This is a genomic window from Bacillus sp. VA15, from assembly GCF_055721145.1.
Genome location: NZ_JBVQPQ010000009.1, coordinates 1 through 18,984 on the forward strand (window position 1 = coordinate 1; position 18,984 = coordinate 18,984).

Sequence of the window (18,984 nt, forward strand, 5' to 3'; positions counted from 1 at the left end):
ATACATTCATTATTATAACAATATTCGTATTCAAACGAAACTAAACAACCAATCACCGATAAACTATCGGCAATTGGCTGTTTAAAAGGTGTTTTGATCCCTGTCTCAAAAACGGGGGTCAGTCCCCAAAGCGGGCTCTTTTTTTATGTTTCATTATGAAATGCTTGCTGCCTGCTGAATGCTTTCTTGAAAAGCAGCCTGAAGCTGTTTTGTCACCGGTCCGGGTTCACCGCTTCCGACCGATTCCCCATCGAGCGTCACGACCGGAATGATCTCTGCGGTCGTTGACGAAATAAAGATCTCTTCCGCCTGTCTCAGTTCTTCCTCACTGACAGGCGTCTCTTCAAGCTCGATCCCGTTCTTTTTAATAAGCCCTAAAATATTCATCCGTGTAATTCCATTGAGAATGAGCCGATTAGCTGGATGCGTTCGCACCATCCCATTGATCACAACATAAACATTAGAGGATGTACCTTCCGTAACAGTGCCGTCTCTTAGTAAAATCGTTTCAAACGCTCCTGCTTCATAGGCTTTTTGCTTGGTCATAACATTATACAGTAAATTCAGACTTTTAATGTCGCATCTCAGCCAGCGAAGATCCTCATCAGTAATGGCTGCCACTCCGTATGCCTGCTCTTGCTCCGGTTTTTTCACGGTAAATGTGTAAGCAGTAGTCTGCGGCTTAAGTCCAGATTCATACTGGTGTTTTCGCGGCGCCACACCTCTTGTTGTCTGAATGTATACCGCTCCCTCACTAACCGCATTCTCCTGTACAAGCTTTTGCAGGTCCCACTCTAAATCTTCTATACTGAACGGCAGTGACATTCCGATTTCAGCCGCACTTCTGAAAAAACGCTCCGCATGCTCGCGCAAGCCAAACAATACCCCTTTGTACACCCTGATAACCTCATAGATACCGTCACCAAACTGATAACCGCGATCTTCCAAATCGATCGAAGCTTCGCTGCGTTCGATCAGCTGGCCGTTGACTAAAACCTTCATAATAGCCCTCCCTTTTCGAGATTTCCCTGATGTTTTTCTAGCTGTCATTGTCACTTATTCTACCATATTGGACTAGCTGAAAAACAGAAAGATCCAAGAGATCTATAGCGGGAAGGAGTTTATTTTTTCCTTAAAATCTGATATTTCGACAAATTTTCTATGTTCTTTCCAGTTTTATTCCTGTATACTTGACTGGTAATACATAGGTTGTAAACATATGGCATCTTCATAAGCTGCCTGCTGTACAGCAGTATGTAGAGATTTTATGCCAATGGAGAGATTGTTATGCGACAAACAAGAGGAGACGCTTCTCCTTCTGCAGTTTCGCTTGCTTTTAAATTTGCAAGTTTAGCAGTTTTATGTGTGCTGCTTTTGCTTATGGTGATTCTGGGGTATTCCAACAGCTCATCGAAAGCAAAGGAAGTCACTGTCACCACAAACGGCCAGCTTCGCAATGAGAAGGAAAGCCTGAAGCTGAAAAACGACTCCCCCGATCTTCTGATCAAACATCTGCAGACAAAGCAGAACATGGGAGATAAGACGGTTTACTTAACCTTCGATGATGGCCCGTCAGCCTATACAACCCGCTTGCTCGACGTACTGAAAAGCGCTGATGTAAAAGCGACATTTTTTATGCTGTCACCGCGGATGAACGAATTCAAACAAGCGGTGAAAAGGGCAGAAAAGGAAGGCCACGCCCTCGGTTTACACGGCGTCACCCATAATAACAAATTGTTCTATCAAACACCGACATCTCCGTTAAAAGAAATGCAGGAGGCGCGTGACACGCTGCAAGACATTACAGGATATAAAACCGATCTTGTCAGAACGCCATACGGGAGCAAGCCGTCACTGACCGCTACACAAATCCGCAATCTTGAGAAAGACGGTTTTGTGTACTGGGATTGGACGATTGACAGCATGGACTGGAAATACCGGAATTCAAAATATGTGACGGCAGTATTACAGCAGCTTGAGAATATGGAACACAGCCATTCAAGCAGGCCGTATGTCATTCTCATGCATGATCTTCCCGCTACCGTAAACGCGCTGCCGGCATTAATCAATAAACTAAAAGAAAAAGGCTATTCCTTCGGAGTGTTAGAGGACACCATGGTTCCTGTTCATGAATAAAAAAGTGAGGCGCACGCATATGGCGGCCTCACTTTTTTATGCCCAAACTTTGGGCAAACTCCCCAATTTTTTGATGGATAACCATGTCAAACAAGCTGTCACAATACGTCGGCTCGAGGTTAATGATGACTTTCTTCAGGCCGGGAATCTGGCTTGCGTCCTCAGGCACAAATCTCGCCGGAGCAACTTCGAGAGACGTGCCGATGACCAATAAAAGATCTGCTTGATCCAGCTTTTCATAAAGGGTGTCAAAGTGCAAGACGGCATCGCCAAAGAGAACAACATCGGTTTTTAATACCGTTCTGCAAATGTCACCATCTTTTCCGGGCGCCGTGCACTCTGGCACCTCCCGCTCCAGCAAATGAGGGAGCTCATAACGGGCGCCGCATGCCGGACAAGCTGCTGTCTGGATAGAGCCATGCAGTTCGTACACATGTCTGCTCCCGGCTTTTTTATGGAGACCGTCAATGTTTTGCGTAAAAATATCGACCTGCTTCCCTTCTTTCTCCAGCTCAGCTAAAAGCAAGTGCCCTTCATTCGGTTCAAAGCTGCCGCTCATTTTCATCTGGAACAATTCTTTGAATTTAGGCCAAAACAGACGCGGATGGTGTAAAAAGTAATCAAGGCTCATCGCTTCCATTCTTGAGGCATCCTCCGTCCAAATGCCCCCGGCTGAACGAAAGTCGGGAATCCCTGATTCTGTGCTCATCCCCGCTCCGGTCAGCACGATAATTCGCTGCGCTTCATTTAAAATATTTCTGAATGCTTCCAACTCAACACCGCCTTTTTTCTCTTATTTTACCACGAAAAAAACTCCGCCTCTGTCAGACGAAGTCTTTCCCTTTTAAGCCCGTTCCTTTTCCTCTTTATTCAGATTGACTTGGAACGGATCGTTTTGGTGCTTTTGCTTTACAAAAACCATTTGGCCGGGGTATGCAAACTCAACACCTTCTGCGGCGAGAATTTCAATAATTTTATAGTTGATATCCTCTCTAACATCAAGGTTTTCAGCCCAAACCGTTGTTTTTGTATAGAAGTTGAAAAATAAATTGTAGTAGCTGTCGGCAAACGTATCAAAGTTGACCATGATCGTTTCATTATCAACGCCCTCATGTTCTAAGAGCATGGTTCTGAGAGAACGAATGGAGCGTTCAAGGTTCTCAATCGGCGTTGCATAGGACACATGGATGGAAAACGTGATCTGGCGTTTGGTCATTCTCGTCCAGTTCGTGATCGCTTCCATCGACAGCGTAGAGTTCGGCACCGTTACAAGCGCCCCCTGTGCTGTTCTGAATCTCGTGCTCCTGAAGGTAATATCTTCTACTGATCCGGTTACTGTCGACGTCTCCACCCAGTCACCGATGGTAAACGGCTTTTCAGTAATGATAATGATACCGCCGAAGAAGTTGCTGATGGTATCCTTCGCTGCAAGCGCAAAAGCCAGCCCGCCAAGACCTAGGCCCGCCACAAACCCGTTGACATCATAATTGAATTCCTGAGCGATCACACTGACACTGAGCGCAATGATGACAAAACGGAGCAATTTGGATAAAAACGGCGCCAGAATGTCATCCATGTCCAGCTCGAAGCGCTGATTCACCTTATGGAAGATAAACGACGACGCTGCGGTCAAATTACAAAGCCCCCAGCACAATAACGCAACAATCAGTGAGCGATATATTTTGCTGATGACCGGCATTTGTTCGTCTAAAAACGGTGAATACCGGATCGCTAAAAACAGCCCTAAGGCAACAAAAAACCATCTGGCCGGCTTTTCAAACGCCAGAACCACCTGTTTGAAAATTTCTGTTTTCGGCCGGTTTGTCAAATTAAAAAGCAGATTAAAGAAATATCTTGTGAACAATTTTCTGAGTATAAGAAACACCAGCAAAATCGCCAAGCTGATGCCGATTTGTATGATTTTATCAAGCGTGAAATATTGCTGCAGATAATCTGGCATGACAGTCTCCCTTCTATTTAAATCGAATGTTTATTATACTAAAAGATTCGTAAAGATGCTCTTCTAAATGTCTTTTTACAGCACAAAACCCCGGCGTTCCGCCGGGGTCATTTCTCAATTCATCTATCAGCCAGATTCAATAGGGACAGTCACTTACTTTTTTTCGTTTGTGTCTGATCAAGGAGAGTTGCTTTTTGCATTTCAGCATCCGTTTCGGCTTTAATTCTTTCCTCCACTCTGATTCTCCCTTTTCCCATGATCTCGCCTCCTTTTTTGCTATTATAAAGTAACAGAATGTTTTGTGAATATGTCGAAAGGCCTAATTTCCTGGCGAAATATGTTCTGATGCGCTGAGTGTCTTTTTTTAGTTATACGCAGCCCTCAGCCCGGACCATTCCGATTATGGCAGAAAAAATTCACCAGTTTGTATCGCCGCGCATATATGGATTTGATACAATAACAGAAATGCCCATACGAGGAGCTGACTTAGCTTGTACACCATTGCCCATCGCGGAGCATCAGGTTACGCTCCGGAAAATACGTTTGCCGCATTTGACCTTGCGGCGGAAAAGAATGCAGATATGATCGAACTGGATGTCCAGCTTACAAAAGACAGGCAGATTGTTGTGATACACGATGACAGGGTTGACCGAACAACAAACGGCTCGGGTTTTGTTAAGGATTTTACATTGGAGGAATTGCAAAAGCTTGATGCAGGAAGCTGGTACGGCCCCGCTTTTCAGGGAGAGCGCATTCCAACCTTGGAAGCGGTGCTTAAGCGCTACCATAAAAAAATCGGCCTTTTAATTGAATTAAAAGGCCATCCATCTCAAGTCGGAATTGAAGAAGAAGTGGGACAGCTGTTAGAGCAATTTTCTTTTTCTATCAACAATATTGTCCAATCCTTTCAATTCCGCTCCGTCCAGAGGTTCCGTGAGCTTTATCCATCGATTCCGACAGCAGTCATTACAAGGCCCAATTTTGGCATGCTGTCCAGAAATCAGCTGAAGGCCTGCCAATCTATCGCAAACTATGTCAATATAAAATACACACGACTCAACCGGCTGATGATCGCTTCCGCCCATAAAAATGGCTTAAAAGTATTCGCATGGACTGTCAAGAATCAAAAGATAGCAGCAAAATTACAAGCCATGGGTGTGGACGGCATCGTAACAGACTACCCGGATTTCATCAAAAAGGATGGAAAACATGAAAATATATAGCGCAGTTTTTATCGGAGGTGCGCTTGGCGCCTGCCTCCGATACGGATTAAACATGTGGATACACACCGATCAATTCCCGGCAGCAACCTGGCTGGAAAACGCGGCAGGCAGCCTTCTATTAGGCATTCTGACCGGTTTTTTTATGATCAGGGCAAAACGGCCTTTGCTGTCGGCTTTTTTAGGCACCGGCTTTTGCGGCGGATTTACGACAATGTCTACGTTTTCTAAAGAAACGGTGATGCTATTGCAAGCACAATCCTCACTGGCTGTTTTGTATATGGCAGTCTCACTGATATCGGGAATCGTTCTTGCACTGATTGGCGTTCTGGCGGGACGGCGCATAGCAGGCATTCTGCTAAGAAAGGGGCTGCAGGAAAGATGACACTAGCGGGTATCTTCATAGCGGGCGGTCTTGGCGCGATGCTGCGCTTCTGGGTTGGCAATGTCATAACCGCCAAATCCAAAGGTCTCAGCCTGCCCATCGGCATAGTAACAGTCAATATTCTCGGAGCTCTCGGGCTTGGAATATTCACAGGGCTTCACGTTACAAATGCTTCGGCCTCCCTCATCATCGGCACGGGTTTTTTTGGCGCCTTCACGACCTTTTCCACTTTCAGCGTTGAAAGTGTTCAGCTCCTGCTGGCCAAACGCGTAATGGAAAGCATCCTGTACATCGCCCTGACGATTTGCGGGTCGCTTTTGGCATTTTGGTGCGGCTGGACAATTGCAACGTAAAAAAACCTTGAGCTTATTTCTCGCTCAAGGTTGCACTGTTCAGCATCACAGGCTCGGGCATTGGCAGCGTGTGGTGCGCCGTAATCCCGGTTGTGTTGCCAGCTTCTTCTTTTATATCGATTTGTTTGATTAATCGGCCGTCCATCTTCAGCACCTTTATCGTATATGAACCGATGCGGATGAATTCACCAGCCTCAATATCGATGTTTTCTTTTAATATCAGTCCGCCGATCGTATCGACGTCCTCTTGAATCGATGCGCCAAGAAGGCTGTTCACCTGATCGATCCGAACCTTTCCGTCCATCACATAATGGCGATCGCCAAGCTTTTGGATCAGCGGCTGTTCATCTTCGTCAAATTCATCTCTGATCTCGCCGACAATTTCCTCAAGAATATCCTCTGTCGTCACAAGTCCCGAGGTTCCTCCGTATTCATCAGACAATATGGCCATATGAATACGTTCGCGCTGCATTTTAATTAGCAAGTCATGAACCGGGATGGTTTCCATCACTTCGATTACGGGTCGCACATACGGATGGATCGTCATCTTCATTCGTTCCTCTTCTGTCATAAACAGCAAATCGGAAAACAAATGCTTCGTATTAACCAAACCGATGACACTGTCTTTGTCCCCATCTGTGACAGGCCAGCGCGTGTATTTTTCCTTCAGCATGACTTCAAGCATCTCGGCCATTGTCATCTCTGTTGACACAGCTGCCATTTCCTTCCGCGGTATCATAATTTCTTTGGCAATCCGATTATCAAATTCGAAAATTTTATTTACATATTTATATTCAGACGGATTAATCTCTCCGTTTTTTAAACTCTCAGACAACAGCATTCTGAGTTCTTCCTCAGAATGGGAACCGTCATGTTCTGACGCAGGCTTTAAACCGAACATGCCGCATAAAAACCGCGCCGATCCATTGAGGATCCAAATAAACGGAAACAGGAGCAAATAGAATAAACGCAATGGACCCGCTATCAGCAAGGTCAGCTGTTCAGCCTTTTGAATCGCGACCGTTTTCGGGGCAAGCTCACCTACAACAACGTGCAGGAATGTAATCAAGCCATATGCGACCGCAAATGAGATCGCATGAGAAACCGATTCCGGCAGGCCGAGCGGTTCAAACAATGGATGCAGCAGCCGTTCAAATGCCGGCTCCCCCAGCACGCCAAGCCCAATTGATGTCAATGTAATGCCCAGCTGGGATGCGGATAAATATTCATCCAAATCTGTAATGACACGCTTTGCGAGTATCGCCCGTTTGTTTCCTTCCGTTATAAGCTGATCTATTCTGGATCTCCTTACTCTAACAATCGCAAACTCGCTCGCAACGAAAAACGCGGTTAAAGCAATGAGCACGCCAATTAAAATCAGACTGTCAATATCGTCCATTTAACCTTATCCCCCTCATGGAAAGGATAAGGAGTCACCTCCTGATATAATCATTTTTCCTTAACATTGAGGTACGCGGTGTATTGTTGCCTAAGCAGAGGGCCCCATCATACCACCTCCAAGTCAAAGTTTGATTATAATTTGTATATTTTATTGTAACACAACTCATTCCAAAAATGATTTTTAATTTTTAGACTTTTGTCAGGCACAGCCTGTCAATTCTATTGCCTGTTGGATTGGAAAAGGGAGGGTTTTGTGAATAAAAAAGAAAACAGCATTTAAAGCCGTTTTCTTTTTCTTTGCTTTCCTAAGCAAAATCCCTATATAAGGATATGAAAATATCCCGTGAGTTTTTAATCTGCTCGGTCGGCACGCTGAAGGATAAACGGAAGTGCCCTTTCATTCCAAAACCGCTGCTCGGCACGATTAATAGTTTGTATTTTTGGGCGGCATGCACGCAAAATGCGACTTCATCCTCAATTGGCGATTTCGGAAAAACAAAGAAGCCACCCTTTGGCATTTCAAATTCAAAACCGGCTTCCTTTAAAATGCCGACCATTAAATCCCTGCGCTCTTTATAAGCGCTTGCGTCTACTCTTAAATCACCCATTCTTGCCACAGCCCGCTGCATCATGACAGGCGCATTCACAAATCCAAGCGTTCGATTACAGTACACAAAAGCGTTGATCAAAAGGCCGGCATCCGGCATCTTGTTGTCTAAACCGATATACCCGAGCCGCTCCCCGGCTATACCAAGATCCTTACTGAATGAGCTCGCCAAGATCACACGATGATACGATTGAAACGGATTTGCCAGCTCTTCATCATAGATTAATTGACTGTACGGTTCATCAAACAGCACATAAATCGTCTGGCCGCTCTTCTCTTCTGTTTCTTTTAATAAATCGCCTAAATCATCTATATTTTTCTGGCTGAGTACGGTACCTGTCGGGTTATGAGGTGTATTGAGAATCAGCCCTTTCGTCTTTGGAGTGATCGATTGCCTTACCGCTTCTATATCGATCTCGAACCGGGACGTCAACGGGCAGCTGACAGCCTTTCCTCCGTAGTTCTCAATATACAATTTATACTCGGCAAAATAAGGTGTGAGAATAATGACCTCTTCTCCCGGGTTTACGATACTTTTTAACGCGACATTTAATGCGCCGCCCGCGCCCACCGTCATGACGACGCGTTCCGCCGAGAACTCTGCTTCAAAACGGGAAGCCAGAAATTGCGCGACTTTTTCTCTCGCTGCCGGAAGCCCTTGGTTTTGTATGTATCCGTGATGGCCTTTTTCAGCTTCCTCTATTAACGCTCTTTTAAAAGCTTCAGGCGGTTCAACAATCGGGTTGCCGAGTGAAAAATCAAATACCTGGTCATCCCCGAACTCTTTCTTCAGCCTTGCGCCTTCATCAAACAGCTTGCGAATCCATGAGCCTTTATTTAAGTTTTCTTCAATTTCCCGGGATAACCCAGCCAATTTCATCTGTCCCTTCCTCATATAAAAGTTTGAAAATTCTATCTTTCTATGTTACTTCAATCAGATGATGAATTCCACAACTTCCAGTTCCCGTCTGGAAAAAAACAATAAACTTGTGCAAGACACCATTCATATATTAAACTATTCTCATAACTATAACGTGATGGTTGGGAGGGATATAGATGGGGCTGAGACTTATCGCATCAGTGAACTAGCGGCACTTGCCGGAGTAACGAAACGAACAGTTGATTATTATACGAATATCGGTCTGCTTACGCCGGCCAGATCCTGTTCAAATTACCGTTACTACGACGAAAATGCACTCAAACGGCTTATATTTATTGTAGATTGTAAGAAGCAGCGATTGGCCCTGTCCGATATTAAAGATCGACTGGAGAACCAGTTTCCCTCTTCAGCTAAACTTGATGATGAAATTGGAAATCTGGCATTAGAAATTGATCATATGAATCAAAACATTTCCGGAATCTTGCATCGGTTTGAACGGCTGAAGCCCGAGGATCGTGACAAGCTGAAAAGCAAGCTCCCGCCCGAAAAGCTCGCCGTGCTCCAATCATTTATGCTGCTGTTAAGTTAAAACCATTCTATCTAACAGGAGGTGTTACCTTCATTCTCATTGCTAGAATGAAGGTTCTAATTGGACATAGTGAATTTGATTTTAGTTGCTGTTTTAATCGCCCTGACGGCATTTTTCGTGGCATCTGAGTTTGCCATTATCAGAATCAGAGGCTCACGGATCGATCAGCTGATCGCGGAAGGAAATAAAGCAGCAATAGCCGCAAAAAAAGTGACCACGCATCTTGATGAATATTTATCTGCGTGTCAGCTCGGAATTACATTGACTTCCATCGGATTAGGGGTTTTAGGTGAATCAACGATTGAAAGGCTGCTTCACCCGCTTTTCGTACAATTGAACGTTCCAGGTTCCCTTTCACATGTCATATCGTTTATTTTTGCGTATGCCATTATCACGTTCCTGCACGTTGTTGTCGGAGAACTTGCACCTAAGACAGTCGCTATCCAAAAGGCGGAAGCAGTGTCTATGCTGTTTGCGAAACCGTTGATTTGGTTTTACCGCATTATGTTCCCGTTCATTTGGCTTTTGAACAATTCCGCACGGTTATTGACAAAAGCATTTGGCCTGGAGACCGTTTCAGAAAACGAACTCGCTCACTCTGAAGAAGAGCTGCGAATCATTCTGTCTGAAAGCTATAAAAGCGGTGAAATTAACCAGTCAGAGTTTAAATATGTGAATAAAATCTTTGAATTTGATGACAGGCTCGCGAAAGAAATTATGATTCCGCGGACCGAAATTGTCAGCCTTCCGCATGATATCAAGATTTCTGAAATGATGGACATCATTCAGATTGAAAAATATACCCGCTACCCTGTAGAAGAGGGCGATAAGGATAACATTATCGGGGTTATTAATATTAAAGAAGTGCTGACCGCCTGCATCAGCGGCGAGGTATCTGTTGATTCCACCATTTCTCAATTCGTCAACCCGATCATTCATGTCATTGAATCTGCGCCGATCCAAGATCTGCTTGTCAAAATGCAAAAAGAAAGGGTCCACATGGCCATCCTGTCTGATGAATACGGCGGGACTGCCGGGCTCGTGACGGTTGAAGACATTATCGAAGAAATCGTCGGCGAAATCCGCGATGAATTTGATATTGATGAAATCAACGAAATCCGCAAAATCGGCGAAGGCCATTATATTCTTGACGGAAAAGTGTTGATCGATCAAGTAAACGACCTGCTCGGCATCCATTTAGAGAACGAAGAAGTCGATACAATCGGCGGCTGGTTCCTTACCCAAAAATACGATGTTGAAAAAGGCGATTCTATCATTGAAGAAGGCTGCGAATTTATCATCAACGAAATTGACGGTCACCACGTCGCTTATATTGAAGTTAAAAAGCTTGCGGCTGAAGAGCTGGTCGAAGCTGGAGAACCGAAAGAAGCATAATGTGAAAAGACACCTTTTATTGAGGTGTCTTTTTTATTATGTTTTGTTTTAGCCTCCCCATTCTGCTCCTATGAAAACTGTTGCTAATAAAACGCTAATCCTCGGGAAGTCTAATCAGGGGGTTCGATCTCATTTAAAACAAGAAAAAGGAGTGAAAACATGAAAGTAGTGGTAACTGGGGCAGCAGGCAAAATAGGACGGTGGGCCGTAAGAACAATATTGGAGGCCGGCCACGATGTGACAGCGTCAGATCGGTTATTAAGAGAAGAATCAGCATCGAAAAAATTTATTCAAGCAGATTTGCGGGATTATGGCCAGGTATGCCAGCTTATTATGGGCTGTGATGCTGTGGTCCACCTCGGGAATATCCCGACCGATGTCAGGAATACCTCCCAGGCGATATTTGAAAATAATATGCTCGTCAATTTTAATGTCCTGGAAGCCTGTAAAGATTTTAAAATCCCTAAGCTGGTATGGGCCTCAAGTGAAACGGTGCTGGGATATCCGTTTGTCCCGAAAGAGCTCAGCTACCTTCCTGTAGACGAGGAACACCCGACGATCGTAAAATCATCGTATGCCATGGCAAAACGGCTGACTGAAATTCTCTCAGATATGTATTCAAAGCTTACCAAAACACAAATTGTCACTCTCCGTTTTGCGAATATATATGAGCCTGATGAGTACGAAAAAATCCCTGGCATGCACTGGAACGAGCAGCAAAAAGAGATACAAAAGAAAAATGCATGGGCGTATTGCGATGTAAGAGATGCAGCACACGCTTGCCTCCTTGCAGTCGAAAAAAATAATCTCGGGAACGATGTCTTCCATATTACTGCGCCGGACACCATCATGAAAGAACCGAGTGAAGACTTAGTTAAGCGGTTTTTCCCGGATGTCTCTTTAAAAAGAGATATAAAAGGATATGAAACGCTGATGGCAATCGATAAAGCGAAAAAGATCCTTGGTTATGAACCGCGTTATACGTGGCGTTCTGTATTAAACAATGACGGCTCACTCAAAGCACTGCCAGAGGATCAGCTTTCATTATCCAAAATATAAAAACAAAAAGCAGCAGATGTTCAATGAATGTCTGCTGCTTTTTTTATATCATAATCTTCTAAATTGATGTCTACATCCATTTTGAGAGCCAGCTTTGCCAGCTGCAGCCCCATATAGGGCCCCATTGTCAAACCTGACGATCCAAGGCCATTTGCTGCTATGATCCCATCCCAGCCGGGAAGGGGTCCGATCACCGGCACATCACCTGGTGTAAAGGGGCGTAAACCGACTCTTGCTTCTTGAAAGGTGCTATTTGCTAAACCAGGAGCCATTTCTAAACCTTTGTTCAACAATTCCTGCAGCCCGCCGGCCGTTATCCGTACATCATGTCCTTCTATGTCATCTTCACGAGTTGCTCCGATGGCTATTCTCTTGTCAGCATAAGCTAACAGATATTCCTTAGAAGGCGGCATCACAGCCGGCCAGCTGTCCATATCATTTGCGGCCGGAACCTGCACGTATACGATTTGCGCTTTTTGCACGCTTACTTTGAAGCGAATGCCCAAAGGTTCCAGCAATTGCTCTGCCCATACACCTGCACAAACAATCACCTCATCAGCAGCATAACGTTCATCACTCACGGTTACTCCTGTCACTCGTTTCGAATGATATTGAAGCTTGGCATCGCCTGTAAAAAAAACGGCGCCCATTCTTTGAGCTGAACGCACTAATGCATCTCTCAGCACTTCACCATCCACTCGGGCAGCTCCGCTTATATGAATGGAATGGTACCGTTTAGCCAGCAGCGGAAACATGCCAGCGGTTTTCATTTCAGATAGAAAGGAAATCTCTCCGATTTCCGGGGCATCTTGTTTGCGTTCCTGCACCCGTTTTTCAATTTTCTCTACCTTTTCTTTCTCGTGATGGATACTAAGAGCACCAACAGGAGCATAACCCGTTTCTTTCTCGCCTTCTTTTCTAAGCTCCTCTATCAAGCTGGGGTAAAAGTGTGCTCCTGCCTTTGCCATTCTGTACCACGCTTGATTTTGCCTGGGTGACAGCCACGGACAAATAATGCCTTTCGCCGCATGGGTGGCCTGTCCCTTATCTTTCCGATCTATAACAAGAACCTCAGCCCCCATTTTGGCTAACTGATATGCAGTTGACGCTCCCAGAATTCCAGCTCCGACTACGATGATTTTTTTCATTTTCCGTAACCTTTCCCAATAGTCAATTCCTCAATTAGTATAGCTAATTGCCGAGGAACTTATAAACAATCGGGAAATTAGTGAGTAGAAGTACTGATGGTTTATAACTGCTCAAGCTTCTTTTCAAGTTCTTTAATACTGTTATTCAAAGCCTCTGTCATAGCTGCAAGTCTTTCCTTTGACGGCAGGTGGGCAAAATCAGCCTGCTGAAGAGGCTCACCGATAATAAGCTTCATTTTTCCTTTTTTGAACAATTCCTTTCCGCTTGAGGGCCCTTTATAAGCAGCGGGAACGAGCGGCACTTTCCCCATTTGCGCAATCGTCACCGCACCTCTTTTCAAAGGCACGTCCTCAGAGGTTCTTGTTCCGCTTGGGAAGATACCGACGATCTCTCCTTCTTTCAGCAACTTAATCGGTGTTTTAATACTGCTTGGCCCGGGATTTTCCCGATCTACCGGAAAGGCATGAATTTTCTGCAGAAACGAACCGATCCATTTATTTTGAAAAAGCTCTTTTTTCGCCATGTAGTGTATTTGATAAGGAAGAATCCCGACTCCGAGTGTGATCACATCAACCCAGCCGGAGTGTGTACACGCGATGACAAAACCTGAATCGGCCGGAAGGTTTTCTTTGTTATACACCTTCACTCCTCCGCGAAGAGAAAGAATAACTTTTAAAGCATTTGCACAAAACTTATACATATCGCACTTCCTTTGTCGTAATCAATGATTCTTACTGTTACTTATTATAACAACATTTTTTATTACCTGGTACTAATTTTTATGATTTCTCCGGTTAAAACGCCAAAAAGCTGAGGATTCACCCTCAGCTTTTGTTATATTTCCTCCCTGGTCGGCGGTGCCATAAACTCCGGCCCGACCGGGTCTGATATCGTATTTTCTAATATGGCATTGATGTTGTTATAATCTTCACTGCTCAGCGTCCAATCTGTAATCTCTGATACCGCCTCAACCTGCTCAGGCTTTCTTGCTCCCCAAAGAGCAATATCCGCTCCCGGCTGATCTAAGATCCATCTGACGGCCAAGTGAATCACTGATTTTCCATAACGTGTCTTCGCCAGCTCATCCAATTGTTTGACAGCGGAAAGATACTCTTTAAAGCGGGGCTTCTGGAATTTCGGATCGTGATTTCGCAGATCGTCGCCCTCAAATGGATACTCTTCGGTCATTTTTCCTGTTAACAGCCCTCTGCATAAACTGCCGTATAATAACGTTGTGATCTGTTTGTCTTTCGCATACGGAAGAACATTCTCTTCGATTTCTCTTTCAAACAGATTATATGGAGGCTGTACCGTATGAAGCGGTGCAGCGGCGCGAAATGTATCCATTTGCTCAACTGAAAAATTACTGACGCCAATCGCCCGGATTTTCCCCGCATCATATAATTCCTTCATTACTTCTGCCGTTTCTTCAATTGGCACAAGCGGATCAGGCCAATGCACCTGATAAAGATCAATATAATCCGTTTGAAGCCGCTTCAAAGAAGCCTCGACTTCCTCTATGATTCTCGCTCTGTTCGCGTGGCGGAACAGCTGGTTGTTCTTCCAGTCCAGAGCCGTTTTCGTTGCGAGAATCACCTGATCTCTTTTGCCGTGCTCCTTGATCGCCTTGCCGACGATTTCCTCGGACTGCCCGAAGCCATAAGCCGGCGCGGTGTCAATCAGTGTGATCCCCTGATCAAGAGCGGCGTGGATTGTTTTGATGGATGTTTTTTCGTCAGTGCCTCCCCACATCGTTCCGCCAATTGCCCATGTACCGAGGCCGATTCTGGAGGCTTTGATTCCTGTATCTGCAATACTGGTATATTCCATTATGCCACTCCTTCACTTTTTCACTATCTTTTCCCCTCTGGAAAAAATGTTAAACATTTCTCGGTACTATCTTTCGCGGCCATTTTTGGTTACTATATAGGAATGGTGTTTGATTAGGTATAAAAAAGCCGTTTGCACGTAATGTGCAACTTTAAACCTTTCTTATGCGTGTATAAGATAGAGGGGAGAAAAGGCAGTGACGATCGATGAAATTTACCAAATGTACATGAATGATGTTTACAGGTTCCTGCTCTCCATGACTAAAGACAAGCATCTTGCCGAAGACTTGCTGCAGGAAACCTTTATGCGGGCATACATACACATTCACTCCTATGATCACAGCAAAGTAAAGCCCTGGCTTTTTCAAGTGGCGCGAAACGCCTTCATTGATTACGTCAGAAAGCATAAGAAAGAAGTAACCATATCTGATGACTTGATCGGGAGCCTCTTTCAAAATGCTGTTCAGAGCCCTGCCCATCAGGTAGAGATAAAGGAAGTGCTGACTGGTTATATGTCCGAGCTCCCCGATAATTATCGGGAGGCCTTAACGCTATATTATTTAAAAGAGTTAAATTACAAAGAAGCATCCCATATTATGAATATTTCAGAGGCGAATTTTAAAAGTGTTTTATTTCGCGCCAGACAGCGGCTGAAAGCACTTTATAATAGAGGTGTTAATGATGAATGAAGAATTTAAAAAGCGTTTTGATCAATATAAAAATGGGGAAATGAGCGACCAGGAAATGACCGCATTTGAGGAAGAACTTGAGAAGCTAGAAGTGTATCAGGAACTGATTGACAGCGAGCTAGAGGACGATAACGATTGGGATGTCAGCATCAGTCCTGAAAAACAAAAAGCGATTTTAGCCTACGGCAAACGCAAGTCTTATTTGCGAATTTCTGTACTTGCCGTCATTTCGACATTGATGATTTTGCCGCTTTGTACGCTGGGAAGCTACCTCTATTACGGAATGGGAGGAAAACACAGCACTGGCAATGAGTTTATGGAAACCGCCGCAGTCACTGTAGCCCTGACCATGCCGAATGTTCTTGTCGATACATCCGGACTGAAAAGCCAGGTAAAGCTGTTTGGCATGAATACGGAATTCCCGCTGCAAAAGCAAATCGGCACGAAGACAGCTGCCGTAGGGAATGAACGGGTTGAAATGTTTTATGATAAAGTGAAAGCGCCGGCCGTTAACTACTATGACTTAGAAGTGAATAAAACCGGCCATTACTTTACACACCCATCAAATGCATCAGAACAAACAACTGCAAAAGCAGAAAAAACGTTAAAGACATTACCTGAAGGAACGGTTTCCGAGGTCTATCTTTCATATGACCGTGCATACCCGACAAAAGAAGTGTATAACAAGTTCAAAGGCTATGATGTGAGCTTCTTGTGGAATGCAATTGAAACAGAGAAAAATACAAATGAGACAGTGTACACAGAACCTCTTGGCTATCCTGGGAAGGATTCAAAGTTCTTGGCCGCACTTAATACAAAAGGCAAGTCAAATGGCGATCAGTTTATCAACGCCCTGAAATTCATGTCCAAGCACGAAAAATGGGCGCAGGTCATTTCAAAACGAAAAGACCTGAATGTGGATAACCGATTGGATTATGTCGAGAAAAACGGTGTCAATGTATACGGTTCGGTCGTTACAGGACCAACCAAGGAAATCCAGCGCATGCTGAAAAACAAATCTGTAAAATCAGCGAATGTCGGCGAGGTGGAATTATGGAACTGGTAAGAATTTTTAAAGAACACAATGTATTCGGCTGGATCTCTGTCGGGACAGCGGTTCTGTCCCTGCTCTTACTGAATTTGGCGATTATCAGCAACGTCACATTTTATTCCTATCAAATGCTTCCGTTCGCCATGGCTGCCGTTCCGTTTGGCGTTATTGAACTCTTCATCAAGAGAGGACGCACAGGCCCCGGCCTGCTCGGCGTCATCTTGAATCTCTTTGTGATCATTTGTGTGTATACCATTGTATCTGTAGATACCAATTTACAGTTTGGCTTTTAAAAGAAAAAGACGCCTCTTCAGGCGTCTTTTTTTAGTTACACCTGCTTTCGAAACAGGTAGCTTTCTATAGTAAAACCCATTTTGTCTGTATAAAACCGGTGTGCGTCTTTACGCTGAAGGCCAGATGAAAGACTGACAAAGCCAAACCCGGCTTTTCTCGCCCAGTCTGCGGCATAATCTAAAAGCATTTTGCCGTATCCCTTTGATCGGCAAGGCGCGGTTGTCACAAGATCCGCAATCCATAAGTGCTCCCCTTTATGAATGGAAACTCTCGGCAGCGCGCCGCACAGCGCCCTGATTGCTGTATCCTCATATAAGGCAAACAGCATATACGATTCTTTCTGCACACAGGCTTCAAGCCTTTGTAAATATGTCTCTTCATCCAGATCTGTTCTCAATTCACTCATTACCGGATACGACTCGGCCCATTCTTCTATCGTGGTTAGTTGTTTCATATGAATCATCTTCTCAATCCCCTTTCCTTTCGTTACAATGATCATAGCGAATAAATGGCATTTGCCAAATAGCCAATATTAGAAAAGTTGACCATGCCAGATACAAAGGAGATATGAGATGGATATCACGCCGTTTCTTGATAAAAAAAGCAAAACACCGCTGTATGAGCAGCTTTATACCTTTTTCAAACAAGAAATTTCACACGCGCGAATCACGAAGGGAACAAAGCTTCCGTCAAAACGCAGGCTCTCCGGCTCGCTCGGTGTCAGTACGGCAACAATCGAACGTGCTTACGAGCAATTAACTGCTGAAGGCTATGTCAAAAGCAAGCCAAAAATCGGCTGGTTCGCGGCGGGAGTAGAAGCAGACTTCCCGGCGGCTCCTGACCATTTTCAGCAGTCTATGCGACAGGTTATACATGAAAATAAAGCACCTGCTATTGACTTTCATCAAGGCAATGTTGATCATGTCCACTTCCCCTTTAACGCCTGGAGAAAAAGTACGGCAAAAAGTCTGGATCGCTATTCCGGATCGTTTCACACCTCTGGCGACCCACAAGGAGAACCTGAACTCAGGCACATGATTGCCCGTTTTGTCAGGCTGTCACGAGGAGTACATTGCGAGCCAGAGCAGATCATTATTGGCGCAGGAACAACCGTGCTTCTGCAGGTTCTTTGCCTTACGCTTGAGCCAGGAACAAAAATCGGTTTTGAAGAACCGGGTTTTCACCGGTCAAGAAGGATGTTTGAAGCAAATCGCATGAATGTCATTCCGATTTGTTCTGATGAAGAAGGCGTCCTGTTGGGTGAGCTTAAACGCCAGAATCCGTATCTCATGTATACGACTCCTTCGCATCAGTTCCCGCTTGGGACCATTATGACGATAACCCGCAGACAGGAGCTGCTGGCATGGGCAAAAGAAGCAAACTCGTTCATTATTGAGGATGATTACGATGGAGAATTTCGTTACAGCGGCCAGCCTATTCCGTCTTTGCAGGGTCTTGATCCGAATGGCAGAGTCATATATCTCGGCACTTTTTCAAAGTCACTTTTGCCCTCCTTGCGGCTCAGCTACATGATTCTGCCCCCTGCACTCATGGAACCGGTCAGAAAAAACGCTCAGTTAATGAAGCAAACGGTCTCTTTCCACTCACAAATGGCACTGGCAGACTTCATCGAAAGCGGAGAGTGGCAAAAGCACGTAAATAGAATGAGAGCCTTATACCGAAAAAAACATGCTGTTCTGTTAGATGCCATACGCTCTGAACTGGGAAACAGCGTTGAGATTCTCGGTAAAAACTCCGGGCTTCACATCCTGCTGCGGCTTTTGTTTCCAGTCAGTGAAGAAGAAGCGATTAAAGCTGCCGCCGACAACGGCGTAACCATCTATCCCGTATCCCCCTCATATAAAGGACAGCCGCCATTTGTTTCTGTCTTAATCGGTTATGGCGGTTTGTCAGAAGGGGACATCAGGCTCGGTATCGAAAAACTGAAAACGGCATGGGCACCGTTGATATCGTCTTATTAAATAAA

General features: G+C 44.7%; 22 protein-coding genes. 12 read left to right on the forward strand and 10 right to left on the reverse strand.

Going from position 1 to position 18,984, the window contains the following annotated elements:
• Positions 1 to 85, forward strand: an 85-nt coding sequence (locus AC0DBE_RS19115; protein ID WP_131121716.1) for an IS3 family transposase, incomplete at its 5' end; no start/stop codon positions are given.
• 68 nt (positions 86 to 153) lie between these two features.
• Here the strand turns inward: AC0DBE_RS19115 and dat are convergent.
• Positions 154 to 1,002, reverse strand: coding sequence for a D-amino-acid transaminase (gene dat, locus AC0DBE_RS19120; protein ID WP_072182726.1), 849 nt, complete (start codon positions 1,000 to 1,002; stop codon positions 154 to 156).
• Positions 1,003 to 1,287: 285 nt separating this feature from the next.
• Between dat and AC0DBE_RS19125 the strand changes: the two genes are divergently transcribed.
• A complete protein-coding gene (locus AC0DBE_RS19125) occupies positions 1,288 to 2,136 on the forward strand; it encodes a polysaccharide deacetylase family protein (protein WP_472963373.1) in 849 nt (282 codons plus the stop codon).
• Positions 2,137 to 2,164: 28 nt separating this feature from the next.
• Here AC0DBE_RS19125 and AC0DBE_RS19130 read toward each other — a convergent pair whose 3' ends face one another.
• The 3 genes from AC0DBE_RS19130 to AC0DBE_RS19140 form a co-directional block, all read right to left on the reverse strand.
• Positions 2,165 to 2,908 (reverse strand): NAD-dependent protein deacylase, encoded by a 744-nt coding sequence (locus AC0DBE_RS19130; protein WP_061188271.1) that lies wholly within the window; start codon positions 2,906 to 2,908, stop codon positions 2,165 to 2,167.
• A gap of 72 nt (positions 2,909 to 2,980) precedes the next feature.
• Positions 2,981 to 4,096 carry a small-conductance mechanosensitive channel protein MscY gene (gene mscY, locus AC0DBE_RS19135; RefSeq protein ID WP_014113203.1) on the reverse strand — a complete coding sequence of 372 codons (1,116 nt, stop codon included), beginning with the start codon at positions 4,094 to 4,096 and terminating at the stop codon, positions 2,981 to 2,983.
• Between the two features lie 149 nt (positions 4,097 to 4,245).
• Positions 4,246 to 4,353 carry a YhdX family protein gene (locus tag AC0DBE_RS19140; protein WP_003224203.1) on the reverse strand — a complete coding sequence of 36 codons (108 nt, stop codon included), beginning with the start codon at positions 4,351 to 4,353 and terminating at the stop codon, positions 4,246 to 4,248.
• A 234-nt stretch (positions 4,354 to 4,587) separates the two neighbouring features.
• Here AC0DBE_RS19140 and AC0DBE_RS19145 point away from each other — a divergent pair, with 234 nt between their 5' ends.
• From AC0DBE_RS19145 to crcB, 3 genes are read left to right on the forward strand one after another with little or no spacing between them, the layout of a single operon-like run.
• The gene (locus AC0DBE_RS19145) at positions 4,588 to 5,319 is read left to right on the forward strand and encodes a glycerophosphodiester phosphodiesterase (RefSeq protein ID WP_061188270.1); all 732 of its coding nucleotides are present in this window, start codon (positions 4,588 to 4,590) and stop codon (positions 5,317 to 5,319) included.
• Positions 5,306 to 5,701, forward strand: a complete 396-nt coding sequence (locus AC0DBE_RS19150) for a fluoride efflux transporter FluC (RefSeq protein WP_014113200.1) — start codon at positions 5,306 to 5,308, stop codon at positions 5,699 to 5,701. Before AC0DBE_RS19145 ends, AC0DBE_RS19150 begins: the two co-directional genes overlap by 14 nt.
• Positions 5,698 to 6,054 carry a fluoride efflux transporter CrcB gene (gene crcB / locus AC0DBE_RS19155; RefSeq protein ID WP_061188269.1) on the forward strand — a complete coding sequence of 119 codons (357 nt, stop codon included), beginning with the start codon at positions 5,698 to 5,700 and terminating at the stop codon, positions 6,052 to 6,054. Before AC0DBE_RS19150 ends, crcB begins: the two co-directional genes overlap by 4 nt.
• Before the next feature lie 13 nt (positions 6,055 to 6,067).
• Here the strand turns inward: crcB and AC0DBE_RS19160 are convergent, their stop codons facing one another.
• Together AC0DBE_RS19160 and AC0DBE_RS19165 are read right to left on the reverse strand one after the other, a co-directional pair.
• Positions 6,068 to 7,453 carry a hemolysin family protein gene (locus AC0DBE_RS19160; protein WP_090558570.1) on the reverse strand — a complete coding sequence of 462 codons (1,386 nt, stop codon included), beginning with the start codon at positions 7,451 to 7,453 and terminating at the stop codon, positions 6,068 to 6,070.
• Between the two features lie 307 nt (positions 7,454 to 7,760).
• Positions 7,761 to 8,942, reverse strand: a complete 1,182-nt coding sequence (locus AC0DBE_RS19165) for a pyridoxal phosphate-dependent aminotransferase (protein ID WP_472963379.1) — start codon at positions 8,940 to 8,942, stop codon at positions 7,761 to 7,763.
• A 157-nt stretch (positions 8,943 to 9,099) separates the two neighbouring features.
• Here AC0DBE_RS19165 and cueR point away from each other — a divergent pair, with 157 nt between their 5' ends.
• The 3 genes from cueR to AC0DBE_RS19180 all read left to right on the forward strand — a co-directional run bounded on the left by cueR (position 9,100) and on the right by AC0DBE_RS19180 (position 11,985).
• Positions 9,100 to 9,531, forward strand: a complete 432-nt coding sequence (gene cueR, locus AC0DBE_RS19170) for a Cu(I)-responsive transcriptional regulator (protein ID WP_268400284.1) — start codon at positions 9,100 to 9,102, stop codon at positions 9,529 to 9,531.
• Between the two features lie 60 nt (positions 9,532 to 9,591).
• Complete coding sequence (locus AC0DBE_RS19175) at positions 9,592 to 10,926, forward strand: hemolysin family protein (protein ID WP_088679553.1); 1,335 nt, start codon at positions 9,592 to 9,594, stop codon at positions 10,924 to 10,926.
• Between the two features lie 159 nt (positions 10,927 to 11,085).
• On the forward strand, positions 11,086 to 11,985 hold the full coding sequence (locus AC0DBE_RS19180) for an NAD-dependent epimerase/dehydratase family protein (protein WP_003224186.1): 900 nt from the start codon (positions 11,086 to 11,088) through the stop codon (positions 11,983 to 11,985).
• A gap of 20 nt (positions 11,986 to 12,005) precedes the next feature.
• On the opposite strand, the gene AC0DBE_RS19185 is transcribed toward AC0DBE_RS19180, so the two are convergent.
• The 3 genes from AC0DBE_RS19185 to AC0DBE_RS19195 form a co-directional block, all read right to left on the reverse strand.
• A complete protein-coding gene (locus AC0DBE_RS19185; RefSeq protein ID WP_472963383.1) occupies positions 12,006 to 13,133 on the reverse strand; it encodes an NAD(P)/FAD-dependent oxidoreductase in 1,128 nt (375 codons plus the stop codon).
• 101 nt (positions 13,134 to 13,234) lie between these two features.
• Positions 13,235 to 13,834, reverse strand: coding sequence for a 1-acylglycerol-3-phosphate O-acyltransferase (locus AC0DBE_RS19190; RefSeq protein ID WP_472963385.1), 600 nt, complete (start codon positions 13,832 to 13,834; stop codon positions 13,235 to 13,237).
• 134 nt (positions 13,835 to 13,968) lie between these two features.
• Positions 13,969 to 14,964, reverse strand: coding sequence for an aldo/keto reductase (locus AC0DBE_RS19195; protein ID WP_114150758.1), 996 nt, complete (start codon positions 14,962 to 14,964; stop codon positions 13,969 to 13,971).
• A 196-nt stretch (positions 14,965 to 15,160) separates the two neighbouring features.
• Here AC0DBE_RS19195 and sigM point away from each other — a divergent pair, with 196 nt between their 5' ends.
• The 3 genes from sigM to AC0DBE_RS19210 are packed head-to-tail and all read left to right on the forward strand — an operon-like array spanning position 15,161 to position 16,996.
• Positions 15,161 to 15,652 carry an RNA polymerase sigma factor SigM gene (gene sigM / locus AC0DBE_RS19200; RefSeq protein WP_003224177.1) on the forward strand — a complete coding sequence of 164 codons (492 nt, stop codon included), beginning with the start codon at positions 15,161 to 15,163 and terminating at the stop codon, positions 15,650 to 15,652.
• Positions 15,642 to 16,718 (forward strand): anti-sigma factor, encoded by a 1,077-nt coding sequence (locus AC0DBE_RS19205; protein WP_072183560.1) that lies wholly within the window; start codon positions 15,642 to 15,644, stop codon positions 16,716 to 16,718. The genes sigM and AC0DBE_RS19205 overlap by 11 nt, the downstream gene beginning before the upstream one ends.
• The gene (locus AC0DBE_RS19210) at positions 16,706 to 16,996 is read left to right on the forward strand and encodes an anti-sigma-M factor (protein ID WP_003224169.1); all 291 of its coding nucleotides are present in this window, start codon (positions 16,706 to 16,708) and stop codon (positions 16,994 to 16,996) included. The genes AC0DBE_RS19205 and AC0DBE_RS19210 overlap by 13 nt, the downstream gene beginning before the upstream one ends.
• A gap of 35 nt (positions 16,997 to 17,031) precedes the next feature.
• On the opposite strand, the gene AC0DBE_RS19215 is transcribed toward AC0DBE_RS19210, so the two are convergent.
• The gene (locus AC0DBE_RS19215) at positions 17,032 to 17,460 is read right to left on the reverse strand and encodes a GNAT family N-acetyltransferase (RefSeq protein ID WP_472963391.1); all 429 of its coding nucleotides are present in this window, start codon (positions 17,458 to 17,460) and stop codon (positions 17,032 to 17,034) included.
• 109 nt (positions 17,461 to 17,569) lie between these two features.
• On the opposite strand from AC0DBE_RS19215, the gene pdxR reads away from it, so the two are divergent.
• A complete protein-coding gene (pdxR, locus tag AC0DBE_RS19220) occupies positions 17,570 to 18,979 on the forward strand; it encodes a MocR-like pyridoxine biosynthesis transcription factor PdxR (RefSeq protein WP_472963392.1) in 1,410 nt (469 codons plus the stop codon).
• The last annotated feature ends 5 nt before the right edge of the window (positions 18,980 to 18,984 follow it).